16 protein-coding genes are annotated in these 16,783 nt (G+C 61.6%); 4 read left to right on the forward strand and 12 right to left on the reverse strand.

Features of this window, described 5'->3' with window-relative positions:
- The first annotated feature begins 19 nt into the window (after positions 1-19).
- Positions 20-1,552 (forward strand): DHA2 family efflux MFS transporter permease subunit, encoded by a 1,533-nt coding sequence (locus tag V3W39_RS20295; RefSeq protein WP_010166975.1) that lies wholly within the window; start codon positions 20-22, stop codon positions 1,550-1,552.
- Between the two features lie 120 nt (positions 1,553-1,672).
- On the opposite strand, the gene lpxH is transcribed toward V3W39_RS20295, so the two are convergent.
- Together lpxH and V3W39_RS20305 are read right to left on the reverse strand one after the other, a co-directional pair.
- Positions 1,673-2,422 (reverse strand): UDP-2,3-diacylglucosamine diphosphatase, encoded by a 750-nt coding sequence (lpxH, locus tag V3W39_RS20300; RefSeq protein ID WP_259199065.1) that lies wholly within the window; start codon positions 2,420-2,422, stop codon positions 1,673-1,675.
- Positions 2,419-2,922, reverse strand: a complete 504-nt coding sequence (locus V3W39_RS20305; RefSeq protein ID WP_010166979.1) for a peptidylprolyl isomerase — start codon at positions 2,920-2,922, stop codon at positions 2,419-2,421. The genes lpxH and V3W39_RS20305 overlap by 4 nt, the downstream gene beginning before the upstream one ends.
- Before the next feature lie 246 nt (positions 2,923-3,168).
- On the opposite strand from V3W39_RS20305, the gene V3W39_RS20310 reads away from it, so the two are divergent.
- Together V3W39_RS20310 and cysS are read left to right on the forward strand one after the other, a co-directional pair.
- Entirely contained in the window at positions 3,169-4,869 is a 1,701-nt protein-coding gene (locus tag V3W39_RS20310) for a glutamine--tRNA ligase/YqeY domain fusion protein (RefSeq protein ID WP_330213205.1), read from the forward strand.
- Between the two features lie 21 nt (positions 4,870-4,890).
- The gene (gene cysS, locus V3W39_RS20315; protein WP_330213206.1) at positions 4,891-6,279 is read left to right on the forward strand and encodes a cysteine--tRNA ligase; all 1,389 of its coding nucleotides are present in this window, start codon (positions 4,891-4,893) and stop codon (positions 6,277-6,279) included.
- 581 nt (positions 6,280-6,860) lie between these two features.
- Here cysS and V3W39_RS33815 read toward each other — a convergent pair.
- Positions 6,861-7,178, reverse strand: a complete 318-nt coding sequence (locus tag V3W39_RS33815; RefSeq protein ID WP_442968413.1) for a DUF6124 family protein — start codon at positions 7,176-7,178, stop codon at positions 6,861-6,863.
- A 330-nt stretch (positions 7,179-7,508) separates the two neighbouring features.
- Between V3W39_RS33815 and lepB the strand changes: the two genes are divergently transcribed.
- Complete coding sequence (gene lepB, locus V3W39_RS20320) at positions 7,509-8,177, forward strand: signal peptidase I (protein ID WP_330213207.1); 669 nt, start codon at positions 7,509-7,511, stop codon at positions 8,175-8,177.
- A gap of 8 nt (positions 8,178-8,185) precedes the next feature.
- Here the strand turns inward: lepB and V3W39_RS20325 are convergent, their stop codons facing one another.
- The 9 genes from V3W39_RS20325 to V3W39_RS20365 all read right to left on the reverse strand — a co-directional run bounded on the left by V3W39_RS20325 (position 8,186) and on the right by V3W39_RS20365 (position 16,743).
- Complete coding sequence (locus V3W39_RS20325; RefSeq protein WP_177079898.1) at positions 8,186-8,773, reverse strand: TetR/AcrR family transcriptional regulator; 588 nt, start codon at positions 8,771-8,773, stop codon at positions 8,186-8,188.
- 26 nt (positions 8,774-8,799) lie between these two features.
- Positions 8,800-9,552: a 3-oxoacyl-ACP reductase family protein gene (locus V3W39_RS20330; RefSeq protein ID WP_330213208.1), complete on the reverse strand. Its 753-nt coding sequence runs from the start codon at positions 9,550-9,552 to the stop codon at positions 8,800-8,802.
- 85 nt (positions 9,553-9,637) lie between these two features.
- Positions 9,638-10,567 (reverse strand): alpha/beta hydrolase, encoded by a 930-nt coding sequence (locus V3W39_RS20335; RefSeq protein ID WP_177048016.1) that lies wholly within the window; start codon positions 10,565-10,567, stop codon positions 9,638-9,640.
- A gap of 106 nt (positions 10,568-10,673) precedes the next feature.
- Positions 10,674-11,042 carry a Na+/H+ antiporter subunit G gene (locus V3W39_RS20340; RefSeq protein ID WP_177079896.1) on the reverse strand — a complete coding sequence of 123 codons (369 nt, stop codon included), beginning with the start codon at positions 11,040-11,042 and terminating at the stop codon, positions 10,674-10,676.
- Positions 11,039-11,317 carry a K+/H+ antiporter subunit F gene (locus tag V3W39_RS20345; protein WP_177048018.1) on the reverse strand — a complete coding sequence of 93 codons (279 nt, stop codon included), beginning with the start codon at positions 11,315-11,317 and terminating at the stop codon, positions 11,039-11,041. Before V3W39_RS20345 ends, V3W39_RS20340 begins: the two co-directional genes overlap by 4 nt.
- Positions 11,314-11,802: a Na+/H+ antiporter subunit E gene (locus V3W39_RS20350; RefSeq protein ID WP_177048019.1), complete on the reverse strand. Its 489-nt coding sequence runs from the start codon at positions 11,800-11,802 to the stop codon at positions 11,314-11,316. Before V3W39_RS20350 ends, V3W39_RS20345 begins: the two co-directional genes overlap by 4 nt.
- Positions 11,799-13,481 carry a monovalent cation/H+ antiporter subunit D gene (locus V3W39_RS20355; RefSeq protein ID WP_177048020.1) on the reverse strand — a complete coding sequence of 561 codons (1,683 nt, stop codon included), beginning with the start codon at positions 13,479-13,481 and terminating at the stop codon, positions 11,799-11,801. Before V3W39_RS20355 ends, V3W39_RS20350 begins: the two co-directional genes overlap by 4 nt.
- Entirely contained in the window at positions 13,478-13,822 is a 345-nt protein-coding gene (locus tag V3W39_RS20360) for a Na+/H+ antiporter subunit C (RefSeq protein WP_003192163.1), read from the reverse strand. The genes V3W39_RS20355 and V3W39_RS20360 overlap by 4 nt, the downstream gene beginning before the upstream one ends.
- Positions 13,822-16,743, reverse strand: a complete 2,922-nt coding sequence (locus V3W39_RS20365; RefSeq protein WP_177048022.1) for a monovalent cation/H+ antiporter subunit A — start codon at positions 16,741-16,743, stop codon at positions 13,822-13,824. The genes V3W39_RS20360 and V3W39_RS20365 overlap by 1 nt, the downstream gene beginning before the upstream one ends.
- Between the last annotated feature and the right edge of the window lie 40 nt (positions 16,744-16,783).

Genomic DNA, 16,783 nt, shown 5'->3' on the forward strand with positions numbered 1-16,783 from the left:
ATGTTGCACAGGATTCGCGATGAGTAACGCTAACGCCTCCTTCACGCCGCCCAGCTTGCTGATGGCCACCATCGGCTTGTCCCTGGCGACCTTCATGCAGGTGCTCGATACCACCATCGCCAACGTGGCGTTGCCGACGATTTCCGGCAACCTCGGCGTGAGTTCGGAGCAGGGCACCTGGGTGATCACCTCGTTTGCGGTGAGCAACGCGATTGCGCTGCCGCTGACTGGCTGGCTGAGCCGTCGCTTCGGCGAGGTGAAGCTGTTTCTGTGGGCCACCATCCTGTTTGTGCTGGCTTCGTTTCTCTGCGGCATCTCCACCTCGATGCCCGAACTGATCGGCTTTCGGGTGCTGCAAGGCCTGGTGGCCGGCCCGTTGTACCCGATGACCCAGACGCTGCTGATCGCGGTCTATCCCCCCGCCAGGCGCGGCATGGCCCTGGCGTTGCTGGCGATGGTCACGGTGGTGGCGCCGATTGCCGGGCCGATCCTCGGCGGCTGGATTACCGACAGTTATAGCTGGCCGTGGATCTTCTTTATCAACGTACCCATCGGCATCTTTGCGGTGATGGTGGTGCGTTCCCAACTGAAGAAACGCCCGGTGGTTACCAGCTACCAGCCGATGGATTACGTCGGCCTGCTGAGCCTGATTGTCGGCGTCGGTGCCTTGCAGATCATCCTCGACAAGGGCAACGACCTGGACTGGTTCGAGTCGAACTTCATCATCATCGGCGCGGTGATCTCGGCCATCGCCCTGGCGGTGTTCGTGATCTGGGAAATGACCGACGAGCACCCGGTGGTCAACCTGCGGCTGTTCGCCTACCGCAACTTCCGGATCGGCACGATTGTGTTGGTACTGGGTTATGCGGGCTTCTTCGGGATCAACCTGATCCTGCCGCAATGGCTGCAAACCCAGATGGGCTACACCGCCACCTGGGCGGGCCTGGCGGTGGCACCGATCGGGATCCTGCCGGTATTGATGTCGCCGTTTGTGGGCAAGTACGCGCACAAGTTCGACCTGCGCCTGCTGGCCGGGCTGGCGTTCCTGGCGATTGGCCTGAGTTGCTTCATGCGGGCGGGCTTCACCAATGAAGTCGACTTCACCCACATCGCCCTGGTGCAGCTGTTCATGGGCATCGGCGTGGCGTTGTTCTTCATGCCGACCTTGAGCATCCTGATGTCCGACCTGCCGCCGGCGCAAATCGCCGACGGTGCGGGCCTGGCCACCTTCCTGCGGACCCTGGGCGGCAGCTTTGCGGCATCGCTGACCACCTGGATCTGGATTCGCCGGGCGGACCAGCACCATGCCTACATGAGCGAGAACATGACCACCTACGACTCGGCCACCCGGGACGCCTTGCAGGCGCTCGGTGGGGCAGGGCACAAGGCCTATGCGCAACTGGACCAGATACTGACGAGCCAGGCATACATGATGTCCACCGTGGACTACTTCACGTTGCTGGGGTGGATGTTCATGGCCTTGATCGTGATTGTGTGGCTGGCGAAACCGCCGTTTGCGGCGAAGGCGGGGCCGGAGGCTTCAGGCCACTAAGCCCCCATCCTCCCGTAGCAGCTGTCGAGCCTTGGCGAGGCTGCGTTTGCGGTATACCTGATACACCGCGAACGCAGCCTCGCCAAGGCTCGACAGCTGCTACGGGAATTTGGGTGGTTGTTATGCGCCGGGCAGTGCCAACTGTGGATTGACGAAATCAAAGGCCGCCAACGCAAACCCCTGCTCATCCACCTGCAACGCCCACCCTTGCTTGTCCCAATCCCCCAACACAATGCGCTTGGCCGCCTGCTCGCCAATCTGCAACTTGTGGATCGCCGGGCGGTGGGTATGCCCATGCACCAACGTCCGCACGCCAAACTGCTGCATCACCCTTGGCACTTCCTCGGGTGTCACATCGACAATGTCGTTGGTCTTCATTCGCGTCTGCGCCCGGCTTTCACTGCGCAGCTTGCGCGCCAGCTTGTGCCGCGTGCGCAAGGGCAGGTGCCGCAGGATGAACAGGGTGATGGGGTTGCGCAGGATGCGCCGCAGCTTCATATAGCCGACGTCGCGGGTACACAGGCTGTCGCCGTGCATCAACAGCACGGGTTCGCCTGCGAGCTGCACCACACTCGGGTCCTTGAGCAAGGTGGCGCCTGCCGCTTTGCAGAACGCCTTGCCGATCAGGAAATCCCGGTTGCCATGCATGATGAAAATCTGGGTGCCGCTGTCGCTCAGCTCGCGCAGAGCCAGGCAAATCGAACGCTGGAAGGGCGTCATCCCATCGTCGCCAATCCAGGCTTCAAAGAAGTCCCCCAGAATGTACAACGCCTGGGCGGAACGGGCGCGGCCGTTCAGTAAATCCAGAAACGCCCGGGTTATGTCCGGGCGCTCCTCTTCCAGATGCAAATCTGAAATCAGCAATATCACTCAACGATCTCGGCTTTCTCGACGATTACGTCTTCTACCGGTACGTCCTGGTGACCTGCCTTGCCGGTGGTTTGCACACCCTTGATCTTGTCGACAACGTCCTGGCCTTCGGTGACTTTACCGAATACCGCGTAGCCCCAGCCCTGCACGTTCTTGCCGCTGTGGTTCAGGAAGGCGTTGTCGGCCACGTTGATGAAGAACTGCGCGGAGGCCGAATGCGGCTCCATGGTACGGGCCATGGCGACGGTGTACTTGTCGTTGGAAAGGCCGTTGTCCGCTTCGTTCTGGATGCTTGGACGCTTGTCTTTCTTTTCTTTCATGCCAGGCTCGAAACCGCCGCCCTGGACCATGAAGTTGCCGATGACACGGTGGAAAACAGTGTTTTCGTAGTGGCCGGCTTTAACGTACTCGATGAAGTTGGCGACGGTGATCGGCGCTTTCTCGGCGTTCAGCTCGATGACGATGTCACCGTGGTTGGTGGTCAGTTTGACTTGAGTCATGTTCACTACTCTTTCAAGGAATTCGTGGGTTTGGGCGTTTTGCGCCTTACCTGCTTGGCAAAAACCGCAACCAAGGCGCGCAGTTTAGCGTGACCTGCGGGAATTTCGAGGTGGTTTTTTACCGCCCATGCAATAAATGCAGCAGTTTTTGGCCGCGCTCTGTCAGGGCCTTGACAGCATCGGCTATGATAAGCCCTTTGTTTGTCGGCCTCACCCGGCCAAGTACTTCGTCTGTTCAAGGATCCTATGAGCAAGCCCACTGTCGACCCTACCTCGAATTCCAAGGCCGGACCTGCCGTCCCGGTCAATTTCCTGCGCCCGATCATCCAGGCGGACCTGGATTCGGGCAAGCACACGCAGATCGTCACCCGTTTCCCGCCTGAGCCCAACGGTTACCTGCACATCGGCCACGCGAAGTCGATCTGTGTGAACTTCGGCCTGGCCCAGGAGTTCGGTGGCGTCACGCACCTGCGTTTCGACGACACCAACCCGGCCAAGGAAGACCAGGAATACATCGACGCCATCGAAAGCGACATCAAGTGGCTGGGCTTCGAATGGTCCGGTGAAGTGCGCTATGCCTCCAAGTATTTCGACCAGTTGTTCGACTGGGCTGTCGAGCTGATCAAGGCCGGCAAGGCCTACGTCGACGACCTGACTCCTGAGCAGGCCAAGGAATACCGTGGCACGCTGACCGAGCCGGGCAAGAACAGCCCGTTCCGCGACCGCTCGGTGGAAGAGAACCTGGACTGGTTCAACCGCATGCGCGCCGGTGAGTTCCCGGACGGCGCCCGTGTACTGCGTGCCAAGATCGACATGGCCTCGCCGAACATGAACCTGCGCGACCCGATCATGTACCGCATCCGCCACGCCCATCACCACCAGACCGGTGACAAGTGGTGCATCTACCCGAACTACGACTTCACCCACGGTCAGTCGGACGCCATCGAAGGCATCACCCACTCCATCTGCACCCTGGAGTTCGAAAGCCACCGACCGCTGTACGAATGGTTCCTCGACAGCCTGCCGGTACCGGCGCACCCGCGTCAGTACGAGTTCAGTCGCCTGAACCTCAACTACACCATCACCAGCAAGCGCAAGCTCAAGCAGCTGGTAGATGAAAAGCACGTACACGGCTGGGACGACCCGCGCATGTCGACCCTGTCGGGCTTCCGCCGTCGCGGCTACACCCCGGCGTCGATCCGCAGTTTCTGCGACATGGTCGGCACCAACCGTTCCGATGGCGTGGTCGACTACGGCATGCTCGAATTCAGCATCCGTCAGGACCTCGACGCGAACGCCCCGCGCGCCATGTGCGTGCTGCGTCCGTTGAAAGTCGTGATCACCAATTATCCGCAAGACCAGGTCGAGAACCTCGAACTGCCGCGTCATCCGCAAAAAGAAGAACTCGGCGTGCGCAAGCTGCCGTTCGCCCGTGAAATCTACATCGACCGCGATGACTTCATGGAAGAGCCGCCAAAAGGCTACAAGCGCCTGGAGCCGAACGGCGAAGTGCGCCTGCGTGGCAGCTACGTGATCCGTGCCGACGAAGCCATCAAGGACGCCGATGGCAACGTCGTCGAACTGCGTTGCTCCTACGACCCGGACACCCTGGGCAAGAACCCTGAAGGCCGCAAGGTCAAAGGTGTGGTGCACTGGGTGCCGGCCGCTGCCAGCATCGAATGCGAAGTGCGCCTGTACGATCGTCTGTTCCGCTCGCCTAACCCCGAGAAGGCCGAAGACAGCGCCAGTTTCCTGGACAACATCAATCCTGACTCGCTGCAAGTTCTCACTGGTTGTCGTGCCGAGCCATCGCTTGGCGACGCACAGCCGGAAGACCGTTTCCAGTTCGAGCGCGAAGGTTACTTCTGCGCGGATATCAAGGACTCGAAACCCGGTGCTCCGGTATTCAACCGTACCGTGACCTTGCGTGATTCGTGGGGCCAGTGATCAAGTCTTAAGGGATTCGTCGTGCTAACGATCTACAACACACTCAGCAAGACCAAAGAAGTCTTCAAGCCGCTGGATGGCAACAAGGTGCGCATGTACGTGTGCGGCATGACCGTGTACGACTACTGCCACATCGGCCACGGCCGCAGCATGGTCGCCTTCGACCTGGTGACCCGCTGGTTGCGCTTCAGCGGTTATGACCTGACCTACGTGCGCAACATCACCGACATCGACGACAAGATCATCAATCGCGCCAACGAAAACGGCGAGTCGTTCGACGCGCTGACCGAGCGCATGATTGCTGCGATGCACGAGGACGAGGCCCGCCTCAACATCCTCAAGCCGGACATGGAGCCGCGCGCTACGGACCATATCCCTGGCATGCACGCGATGATCCAGACCCTGATCGACAAGGGTTACGCCTACGCCCCGGGTAATGGTGACGTGTACTACCGCGTTGCCAAGTTCATGGGTTACGGCAAGCTGTCGCGCAAAAAGATTGAAGACCTGCGCATCGGTGCGCGGATCGAAGTCGACGAAGCCAAGCAAGACCCGCTGGACTTCGTGCTGTGGAAAGGCACCAAGCCCGGCGAGCCGAGCTGGGAGTCGCCGTGGGGCGCCGGGCGTCCGGGCTGGCACATCGAATGCTCGGTGATGTCCACCTGCTGCCTGGGCGAGACCTTCGACATTCATGGCGGCGGCAGCGACCTTGAGTTCCCGCACCACGAAAACGAAATCGCCCAAAGCGAAGCGGCCACCGGCAAGACCTACGCCAATGCCTGGATGCACTGCGGCATGATCCGCATCAATGGCGAGAAGATGTCCAAGTCCTTGAACAACTTCTTCACCATTCGTGACGTGCTGGAGAAATACCACCCGGAAGTGGTGCGGTACCTGTTGGTGTCGAGCCACTACCGCAGCGCGATCAACTATTCGGAAGACAACCTCAAGGACGCCAAGGGCGCCCTGGAGCGCTTCTACCACGCGCTGAAAGGCCTGCCATCCGTGGCCCCTGCGGGCGGCGAAGCGTTTGTTGCACGGTTTACCGAAGTGATGAACGACGACTTCGGCACACCGGAAGCCTGTGCGGTGCTGTTTGAAATGGTGCGTGAGATCAACCGACTGCGCGAGAGTGATCTCGACGCGGCGGCGGGGCTTGCGGCACGTTTGAAAGAGCTGGCGAGCGTGCTGGGCGTGCTGCAGATGGAAGCCGATGACTTCCTGCAAGCGGGCGCTGAAGGGCGTGTGGATGCGGCTGAAGTTGATGCGCTGATCCAGGCACGTTTGACTGCCCGGGCCGACAAGGACTGGGCGGAGTCTGACCGTATCCGTGACCAACTGACCGCGATGGGTGTGGTGTTGGAAGACGGGAAGGGCGGGACGACGTGGCGGTTGGCTGATCAGGCTTGATCGGTGATTGCTGAATGAAAAACGCCCCGACTGGTTCGGGGCGTTTTTTTGCCTATATATCCGTTATTCAGGGAGTGGCTGCTATGGGGGCAATGCTTGCAGCGGACCACGGGCCGGACGCCTGTGCGGGGACATAGTTGACACATTCAAGGACAGATTAGGCCAGTTCAAGATCAAGCTCATAGCCGCTTAATGTGGGAGCTGGCTTGCCTGCGATGCAGACAGCTCGGTGAATCAGACACACCGAGGTGATGCCATCGCAGGCAAGCCTGCTCCCACAGTTGACCGTGCCCGCTCTGGTTTCAGATGTTGATTTTGCCTTTGCTTCACCACACTCAAGCCGGCCTGTAGGCCGCTGTGTTCTTGATCTGCTTTTGATCTTGATCTTAGGCGCCCCGTTAAACCACGCTGGCGGCCCGCTTCGTGCTGCCGGAGCTGAGGGCACACCGAGTCTAGGCGAGGTGCCGAGTGGTGGGGCAAGAGCGTTTTGCTTACTTTTGCGCTTTTCAAAAGTGAGCCGCTGTAAGAGCGGAACCAATAGCAGCCCTGACAAAAAAGCGGATATGTACCCTACCTAATCCCTACCTCTGAACAGGGGCCTCACATCGATCCAGAGCCCTGTCCACCAACAACTGAATCCCCTCCAACATCCGACAAATTCCCAACGCCACACTCCGGGGAGCCCCGTCGATTTCAAATGGCAAATTCATAGCGAAACCCGGTCGCTGAGTTTGCAGCGACCACCGAAGAGTAGGGAGCCATCTTCTGAGCGACAACCCTAAAAAGCTGTCGGGAATTCCGGGGTATGGCCCACGAGCATCAGCGCTTGCCACCGACCTCATACCGGCTTTGAACAAACCCGCCGTCCGACGCATACGTGCCGATATGCCGAAGCTCATGCTCGCTACCCACCTGGCTGACAAGGGAATCCCCGGGCCAAAAAAACCGGAATACTCGTGATGACCCACCCGTTGGTCAAGCCCGCCTTAAGAAACGCCTGAATCGTCTGGCCGGGCAATAAAGCCGTCGACACTGCCTGCGATAAAGACCGAACATTTGCTATCCATAGAGCGTGAAACTCCTTTTCTGTGCGCTTGAAAACACCGGCTGTCATTGGTCGGCAACGCTAATGTTAATTTAATCTGGCGGTGCAATAAGCGACCATTGCCAAAAATCACCACGGGTTGCCTGGCGTACGTTGGCGCCCCTTTTTTGTAGTGCGAGGATCTATGGGCCGTTGGTTAATCCGTTACCGTTACGCAATCATCTTCTGGCTGTGTTTCGGCGTGTTCCGGACCTCCCTGGCCGACTGGAACCCGATCCCATCCGGCTCCATGCGCCCGACCTTGCTGGAGGGCGATGTAGTACTGGTCAATCGCGTGGCGTACGACCTCAAGCTGCCCCTCACCGATATTTCCCTGGCCAAGCTGGATAACCCCCGGCGCGGCGATGTGGTGACGTTCTCCTCACCCAAGGACGGCATGCGCTTGATCAAGCGCATCGTCGGCATTCCCGGCGACACCCTGGAAATGCGCGATGAGGTGCTGTGGGTCAACGGCACGCCGGCCACCTACAGCAATGGGCAGGATATACGCGAGCCCATCGCGCCTGGCCAAACAGTTCCGGGGATCAAGGTGACGGAGCGTGCGAACAACAGCCAGCGCACGATTCAATTCATGCCGACAGTCCGGGCGCTGCGCGATTTCGGCCCGGTGACGGTGCCGGCCGACAGTTATTTCATGTTGGGTGACAACCGCGACAACAGCGATGACTCACGCTATATCGGGTTTGTGCCGCGTCGGCTGTTGATCGGGCACGCCCACCATATCCTGGCGTCAGCGCAGATCCTGGATCACTGGATGCCGCGACTGGGCCGATTTGGCGCGCCGATCCTGTAGTGGGTTGATCACGCTTTCGCGCTCAGCGCCCGCAACGCAAACCCCGCGATGCCTTCCAGTTGCTCAGTGGTTGCGCCGCCCTTGCTGGCGATTTTCATGCCGCTGAGGGTGGCCATCAGAAAATCACACGCGCCGGTCAGGTCGGTATCTGCTCCCACTTCACCCTGTTCCTGCGCCTGTCCCAGGGTCTGTTCGAATGCGTTGCGCAAGCGCTCGGCGCTGTGGGCGGTGAGTTGATTGATTTCATCATCGGCCTGGCCGAACTCGCAGATGGCGTTGACGCCCATGCACCCTGCGGTCCCTTCGCGCAGAGCGCGGGTGGCGAAGGATTGCAGGGTGTCATGCAGCGCTTGCAGCGGCGTCGGGCCCTGATTCAGGCGCCCGATCAGGTCGTCGACACCGGTGCGCTGATACTCGGCCATCGCCAGCAGGTACAACTGGCGTTTGTCGCCAAAGGTGTTGTACATGCTCTGGCGACTCAACCCCATGGCCTGCATCAGCTCTTCGGTTGAGGCCGCGGCAAAACCCTTGTCGCAGAAAACCCGAATGGCTTCGCGCAGCACCTGGTCGCGGTCGAATGCTCTGGGTCTTGCCATGGGGTACCTCGGTTGCGAGTGATGGGTCAGGCCAGGTAACCACCGTCGATGGTCAGGCTTGCGCCGGTGACAAAGGCCGCTTCCTCGGAGGCGAGGTAAGCCACCATACCGGCTACTTCGTCGGCGGTGCCTACGCGGCCCAAGGGGATCAAATTTTTGATCATGCCCGCGTGAGGCCCGTCCGCCGGGTTCATGTCGGTGCTGGTCGGGCCCGGTTGCACGTTGTTGACGGTGATGCCGCGCGGGGCGAAATCAATCGCCAGGCCGCGGATCATACCGGCGATCGCCGACTTCGTCATGCTGTAGACACTGGAACCCGGGAAGCCCGAACGCTGGGCAACCACGCTGCCGACGCTGATGATCCGGTCACCGGCCTGCATCACCGGCGAACACGCCTTGGCGGCGGCAAAGGTGGCGCGGACGTTGACCGCAAACATCCTGTCGAAGTCTTCCAGGCTGAACTCGTCGACACTGCCCAACTGCAGGATGCCGGCGTTGTTGACCAGAATATTCAACGCGCCAAACCGTTCAACGGTGGTGGACACCGCCCGCTCAATCGCGACGACATCAGCGCTGTCGGCCTGAATCGCCAGGGCTTTGCCGCCCGTGCTTTCGATCTGGCTTACCAGTGCCAGCGCCTTGTCTGAGGAGGCCGAATAGGTGAACGCAACCACTGCGCCTTCGGCGGCCAGACGGCGCACGATGGCTTCGCCAATCCCGCGGGAACCGCCGGTGACCAGGGCGACCTTGTTGCTGAAACGAGGGGTAGGAGTAGTCATGAAAGAGCGCCTGAGTTTAGTGGATTAAATAATCCACTAAACCGTATCAGGCCCAAAGAAGCGCGCCAAGCTCTTTTTGGATTAATTAATCTCTAATCGCCATTGTCTGCTCAAGGAACAGCGCCGCATTCTCCAGCGCCTGCATTCCTTCGGGCAAAATCGCCGCAAACAGGTGCCAGACGTGGAACATCCCGGGCCAAACTTCCAGCGACACCCGCACCCGGTTTTCCCCCAGATGGGTGGCCAGGCGCATGGCATCGCTGAGCATCACTTCGTTTTCGCCGATCTGCACCAGAATCGGCGGCAAGCCCCTGACGTCCGCGAACACCGGCGATGCATCGGGGTCGTTCGGCGGCGCGCCGTTGAGAAACGCTTTCGCCAGCAGCGTCAGCCCTGCGCGGGAGGCTTGCGGGTCGAGGCCGTCACGGCTGTCGATGGAGGCACCGGTGTGTTCCAGGTTGGCCCACGGCGACAAGGCGGCGCCCGCGGCGGGCAGCGGCAAGCCGGCGTTGCGGGCCTTGACCATCACCGACACCACCATCGCGCCGCCGGCCGAGTCACCGGAGAACACAATGGATTTGGGATCGTTGCCCTGGTCGAGCAACCAACGATAGGCCTGCAGCGTGTCATCGATGGGCAGCGGAAACGGATGCTCGGGCGCCAAGCGGTAATCAGGCAAGTAGACCTTTGCCCCCAGCAGTTTGGCGAAGTGGCCGGCAAGGCCCAGATAACCCCGTGGGCTGCCGCCGACATAACCACCGCCGTGGATGTACAGCAACACTCGATCACCCTCCATCGCATCAGGCACTACCACCATGGCCGGTACGCCGCCCATGTCGACCTCATGAAAGCGTACACCGGCGGGAATCGGATGAGCGCTCAGCACCTGCTCGTAAGCCTTGCGCTGTTCATCGAGGGTAAGGGTGGTTGCTTGGCCGGTGAGAAAGGGCCCGAAGTCAGCGGCTGATGCAACCCAGGCGTCGAGACGAGCCTGGACAAGGGGAGCGAATGCCATGGGAGAGAACCTCATAAAGTGATCCCGATACCGGGATTGGCGATTGAGGTTCTATTTTATGGATTCTATTGGAGAACGAATTTCACCACTGAAGCGCCTGGCGGGATCAGCTACCGCTGTCAGCCCGGCGGCTGCTGACTTCAGCCGGCACATCATCCCCGGCCATACGTTTGCGGAACAACGCAGTCCTGGCCAGCAGCAACGTAGTCACCGGCACCGTGATCGACAGCAGAATCGGGATCAACCAACCGTGCAACACGGGCCCGGACTTGAGTACCGAAAAGTAGACGATCGAGGCCAGCGCCACACACCATGCACCCAGCGTCGAGGCCAGTGCCGGTGGGTGCATGCGCTGGAAGAAATCCTTCATCCGCAACAACCCGATCGCTCCGATCAGCGCAAACCCGCTGCTCAGCACCAGAAGCACCGCGACGATCACTTCAACCCACAGCGGCAACACGTCGACATTGATCATTCGATCACCTCCCCACGCAGCAGGAATTTCGCCAGGGCAAACGACCCGACAAAACCAAACAGCGCGATCAACAGCGCCGCTTCAAAATAGGTGTCACTGGCATACCGGATGCCCAGCACCAGCATCATCAACATGGCCAGGATGTACAGGTAATCCAGCGCCAGAACCCGATCCTGGGCCGAGGGACCTTTGAACAGGCGCACCAGGGTCAGCACCATGGCCAGGGAGTACAGGAACAGGCTGAACAGGATCGCATTGGAGAGCAGGGCGCTCATTCGAAGATCTCCATCAGGGGCCGTTCGTAGGCGTGTTTGAAGTGCTCGATAAACTGCGCTTCGTCATCCAGGTCGAACACGTGGATCAGCAGGATGCTGCGGTCCAGGGCCAGTTCCGACCACACGGTGCCAGGCGTCACGCTGGTGATCATCGCCAGCACGGCCAGGCCGTTGGCGTCCCGCAGGTCCAGGGGGATTTTGATAAAGCGCGAGCGTGGCGCACGCGAGCCGCAGACCAGGATGCCCCAGGCCACGGCGAGGTTGGAGATGATCACGTCGCGGCCCACCAGGAAGAACAGGCGGATGATCACACCCGGGCGGCGGATGCGGATCGGCAGCGGTCGCAGCGGCGCCATCATCAGCGGCGCTGCAAAACCGAGGATCGCCCCCAGCAGCAGGTTGCCGGGGCTCACGGACAGGTTCAGCACCAGCCACAACAGCCACAGCGCCAACGACAGCCACGGGGCAGGAAACAGGCGCTTCATGGCTGCACCTCCAATGCGGCGGCCTTGGCCTCAGGGCTCATCACCGGTCGCGTCGCCATCACGGCCATCACGTAATGTTCCGGATTATTCAGGCTTTCGGCAGCAGCCTGGGTGTAGCGCATCAGCGGCTCGGCCTTGAAGGTCAGGGCGATGCTCAGGCCCAGCAGGAAGAAGATCGGTACGCATTCAAAACGGCGCAGCAACGGCGACGGGCGTTCTTCCGGGGTCCAGAAGCGCTGGATGCCGAGGCGGGCGAAGGCGATCAGCGAGGCCAGGCCCGAGAAGATCAACAGCGCCACCAGGCCCCACGCGGCGGGGCGCACCGGCTCGTCGATGGCGTTGCCCAGGCCCATCGGATTGATCAAGGCGCTGAGCAGACTGAGCTTGCCGATAAACCCGGACAGCGGCGGCATGCCGATGATCAGCAGGGCGCAGGCGATAAAGCTCAGGCCAAGGAAGGCTACGGTCCAGGGGATGACCTGGCCGACCACGGCTTTCTGCTCATCGTCGAGGTTGGTGCCGGGCGGCGGATGCAGGGATTCCATGGCCTTGGGCAGGGCTTCGATTTCATCGTCCAGGGGCATGTCGTTGGCCGAGCGCGAACGCTCGATCAATTCAGCCAGCAGGAACAGCGCGCTCAAGGCCAGGGTGGAGCTGACCAGATAAAACAGCGCCCCGGCGGTCAGGCTTGGCTGGGCAAAACCCACCGCCGACAGCAGGATCCCGGCGGACACCAGAATGCTCAGGCTGGCCATGCGTTCCAGGCGTTGCGCGGCGATCATCGCCAGCGCCGCGCAGACGATGGTCGCCATGCCGCCGTAGATCAGCCAGTCGCCGCCGAACAGCGCCGACGCACCGGCCTGGCCCGAGAACAGCAGGTTCCACAGGCGCAGCACGGTGTACACGCCGACCTTGGTCATGATCGCAAACATCGCCGCCACCGGCGCACTCGCCGAGGAGTAGGCGGGCGCCAGCCAGAAGTTCAGTGGCCACATGCCGGCCTTGGCCAGGAACGCTACGGCGAGGATGCCCGCACCGGCGTGCAGCAGGCCGCGATCGGCTTCCGGCACCAGGGGGATTTTCAGCGCCAGGTCGGCAAAGTTCAGGGTGCCGGTGACGCCGTAGATCAGCGCCGCACCAATCAGGAACAACGTCGAGGCCAGCAGGTTGATCGAGATGTAGTGCAGCCCCGCCGACACCCGCGCCCGGCCCGAGCCGTGGAGCATCAGGCCGTAGGAGGCCGCCAGCAGTACCTCGAAAAACACGAACAGGTTGAACAGGTCCGCCGTCAGGAAGGCGCCATAAAGGCCCATCAGCTGGATCTGGAACAGCGCATGGAAACTGGTGCCGGCACGGTCCCAGCGGGCCATGGCGAACAGCAGAGCGCTGACGCCGATGATCCCGGTGAGCACCAGCATCATGGCCGACAACTGGTCTACCACCAGCACGATGCCGAACGGCACTTGCCAGTTGCCCGGCAGGTACACGCCGATGGAGCCGGGGCCACCTTTCTGGGTCCAGTACAGCAACAGCACCGCGATGCCGAGGCCCACCATGCTGGAGAACAGGTTGATCCGCGCCTTGAGCGGGCGGTGTTTCTCGCCGAGCATCAGCATCAGCGCGGCGGTCAGCAACGGCAGCAGGATCGGCGCGATGATCAGTTGATTCATCCAGGTCATTCCTTGGGCTCCCGGCCGTCCACATGGTCAGTGCCGGTCAGGCCCCGGGACGCCAGCAGCACCACCAGGAACAGCGCGGTCATGGCGAAGCTGATCACGATCGCCGTCAGCACCAGGGCCTGGGGCAGCGGGTCGGTGTAGTTGAGCAAGTCTTGCGGCACGCCGTCCTTGATGATCGGCTCCTTGCCGATAAACAGGCTGCCCATGCTGAAGATAAACAGGTTGACCCCGTAGGACAGCAGGCACAGGCCCATCACCACCTGGAACGTCCGTGGCCGCAGGATCAGCCAGACGCCGGAGGCTGCCAGCACCCCAATGGCAATTGCGATGACTTCTTCCATCAGGCGGCTCCTCCTTGGCTGGCAACGGCTTTCGCCTGGTTGCTGGGTTTATGGGCTCGCACCGATTGGTGGCCCAGGGCGGTGAGCATCAGCAGGGTCGAGCCGACCACCATGGCGTACACGCCGACGTCGAAGAACAGCGCGCTGGCGACGTGGATGTCGCCCAGCACCGGCAGGCTGAAGTGCCAGGTGTGGGTGGTCAGGAACGGGTAGCCGGCGAACAGTGCGCCAAGCCCAGTGAGGGTTGCCGACAGCAAGCCAAAGCCCATCCAGCGCATCGGCCGCAGGCTCATCTGTGCCTCGACCCACTGGGTGCCGGCGACCATGTATTGCAGGATGAACGCCACCGACATCACCAACCCGGCGACAAAACCGCCGCCCGGTTGGTTGTGGCCGCGCATGAACAGGTAGAACGAAACCACCAGGGCAATCGGCAGCAGCAGGCGCACCAGCACCGCCGGCACCATCATGAAGCCCAGGGCAGTGTCGCTGGCCTGGCGCGGGTTGACCAGGTCGGTGGCCACGTCAGGCGCCAGCTGGCGCTGTTGCGCGGGCAATTCCATGCTTTCTTTCGAAGGGCGGAAGCGGCGCAGCAGGGCGTAGACGGTCAGCGCCACGGCGCCGAGCACGGTGATTTCCCCCAGGGTGTCGAAGCCCCGGAAGTCCACCAGCATCACGTTCACCACATTGCTGCCACCGCCTTCGGGCAGCGCGCGGCTGAGGTAGAACGAGGAGATATCGTTGGGCGTCTGGCGCGTCAGCATCGCGTAGGAGAGCAGCGCCATGCCGCCGCCGACCACGGTGGACAGGAGCAAGTCCCGCAGGCGGCGGATGCGTGCCTTGCGCAACGAACTCGGCAATGGCGAAACCTCTTCGATCCGCCGTGGCAGCCAGCGCAGGCCCAGCAGGATCAACACGGTGGTGACCACCTCGACCACCAGTTGGGTCAGCGCGAGATCCGGCGCGGAGAACCAGACGAAGGTCACGCAGGTCATCAGGCCGCACACGCTGACCATGGTCAGGGCTGCCAGCCGGTGGTACTTGGCTTGCCAGGCGGCGCCCAGGGCGCAGGCGATTGCCAGCAACCACAGGGTGACGAACACGATGGAGCCCGGGATCTTCGGCCGATCGCCCCAACTGAGGCCGCTGTGCAGCATCGGGATCAACCCGGCGATCACCGCCGCCAGCACCAGCAGGAACAGCTGGGTTTGCAGACGCTTGGTGCTGATGCGTTTTTCGATCTTGCGCACCCCGCGCATCATCACCACCAGGCAGCGCTCGAAGCCGCGCTTGCCGTTGAAGTAGCTGATGATCGGCGGGTATTTGAAGCGGCCCAGCTTGAGTTGCTTGCGCAGCAGCAGGTACAGCACCACGCCGCCGGACATGGCCACCAGGCTCATGATCATCGGCGCGTTCCAGCCGTGCCAGATGGCCAGGCTGTACTGCGGCAGTACCCCGCCGACTACCGGCAGGGCGGCGGCGGCGAGGATCGAGCCGACCACTTGCGCGGGGAAAATTCCCACCAGCAGGCAGGTAAACACCAGCAGTTCCACCGGTGCACGCATCCAGCGTGGCGGTTCGTGCGGGGTGTGGGGCAGGTTGGTCGCGGTGGGGCCGAAGAACACATCCACGGTAAAGCGCAGGGCATAGGCCACGCTGAAGGTACCGGCGATGGTCGCGATCACCGGCAGGGCGATTTCCACCCAGGCGGTGGAGGAAATAAAGACGGTCTCGGCGAAGAACATTTCCTTGGACAGGAAACCGTTAAGCAGCGGCACCCCGGCCATGGACGCACTGGCGACCATCGCCAGGGTGGCGGTAAACGGAATCAGCCTCACCAGGCCGCTGAGCTTGCGGATGTCGCGGGTGCCGCTCTCGTGGTCGATGATTCCCGCGGCCATGAACAGCGACGCCTTGAAGGTGGCGTGGTTGAGGATATGGAACACCGCGGCGACGGCGGCCAGCGGGCTGTTGAGCCCCAGCAGCAAGGTGATCAGCCCGAGGTGGCTGATGGTGGAGTAGGCCAGCAGGCCCTTGAGATCGTTCTGGAACATGGCGCAATAAGCGCCGAGCAGCAGGGTAATGGCGCCGGCACCGCCGACAATCCAGAACCATTCTTCGCTGCCGGACAGCGACGGCCACAGGCGGGCCAGCAGGAACACGCCGGCCTTCACCATCGTCGCCGAGTGCAGGTAGGCCGACACCGGCGTCGGTGCAGCCATGGCGTGGGGCAGCCAGAAGTGGAAGGGGAACTGCGCGCTTTTGCTCAGGGCGCCGATCAGCACCAGGGCGAGCATGATCGGGTACAACGAATGGGCACGGATCTGGTCACCGGCAGCCAGGACCTGGTCCAGGTCATAGCTGCCGACGATATGCCCGAGCAGCATCACCCCCGCCAGCAGGCACAAACCGCCTGCGCCGGTGACCATCAGCGCCATATAGGCGCCACGCCGGGCATCGGCGCGATGGTGCCAATAGCCGATCAACAGGAAGGAGAACAGGCTGGTGAGTTCCCAGAAAAACACGATCTGGATCAGGTTGCCGGAGATCACCAAGCCAAGCATGGCACCCATGAACGCCAGGAAAAACGCGAAGAAGCGCGGCACCGGGTCTTCCGGCGACATGTAATAACGGGCGTAGAGCGACACCAGGGTCCCGATGCCCAGCACCAGCATCGAGAACAACCAGGCAAAACCGTCCATGCGCAGCACGAAGTTCAGCCCGAGGCTGGGCAACCACATGAATTCTTCGCGAATCACGCCACCGTGGGCGATTTGGGGGTAGAGCAGGGCGACTTGGACCGTCCCCACCAGGGCGACAAGGCCGGCCAGCAGGGACTCTGTGTTGCGTGCGTTGTGCGGCAGCAAGGCCGCGAGACAGCTGCCGACAAAGGGCAGAAGCAGTAGAACTATCAGGGACATAGGCTTCTAATCTGCGGGAGTTTGGGATGCATCATACGTG

The sequence above is a fragment of the Pseudomonas sp. Z18(2022) genome, from assembly GCF_036346535.1.
GTDB classification, from domain to species: Bacteria; Pseudomonadota; Gammaproteobacteria; order Pseudomonadales; family Pseudomonadaceae; genus Aquipseudomonas; species Aquipseudomonas yamanorum_A.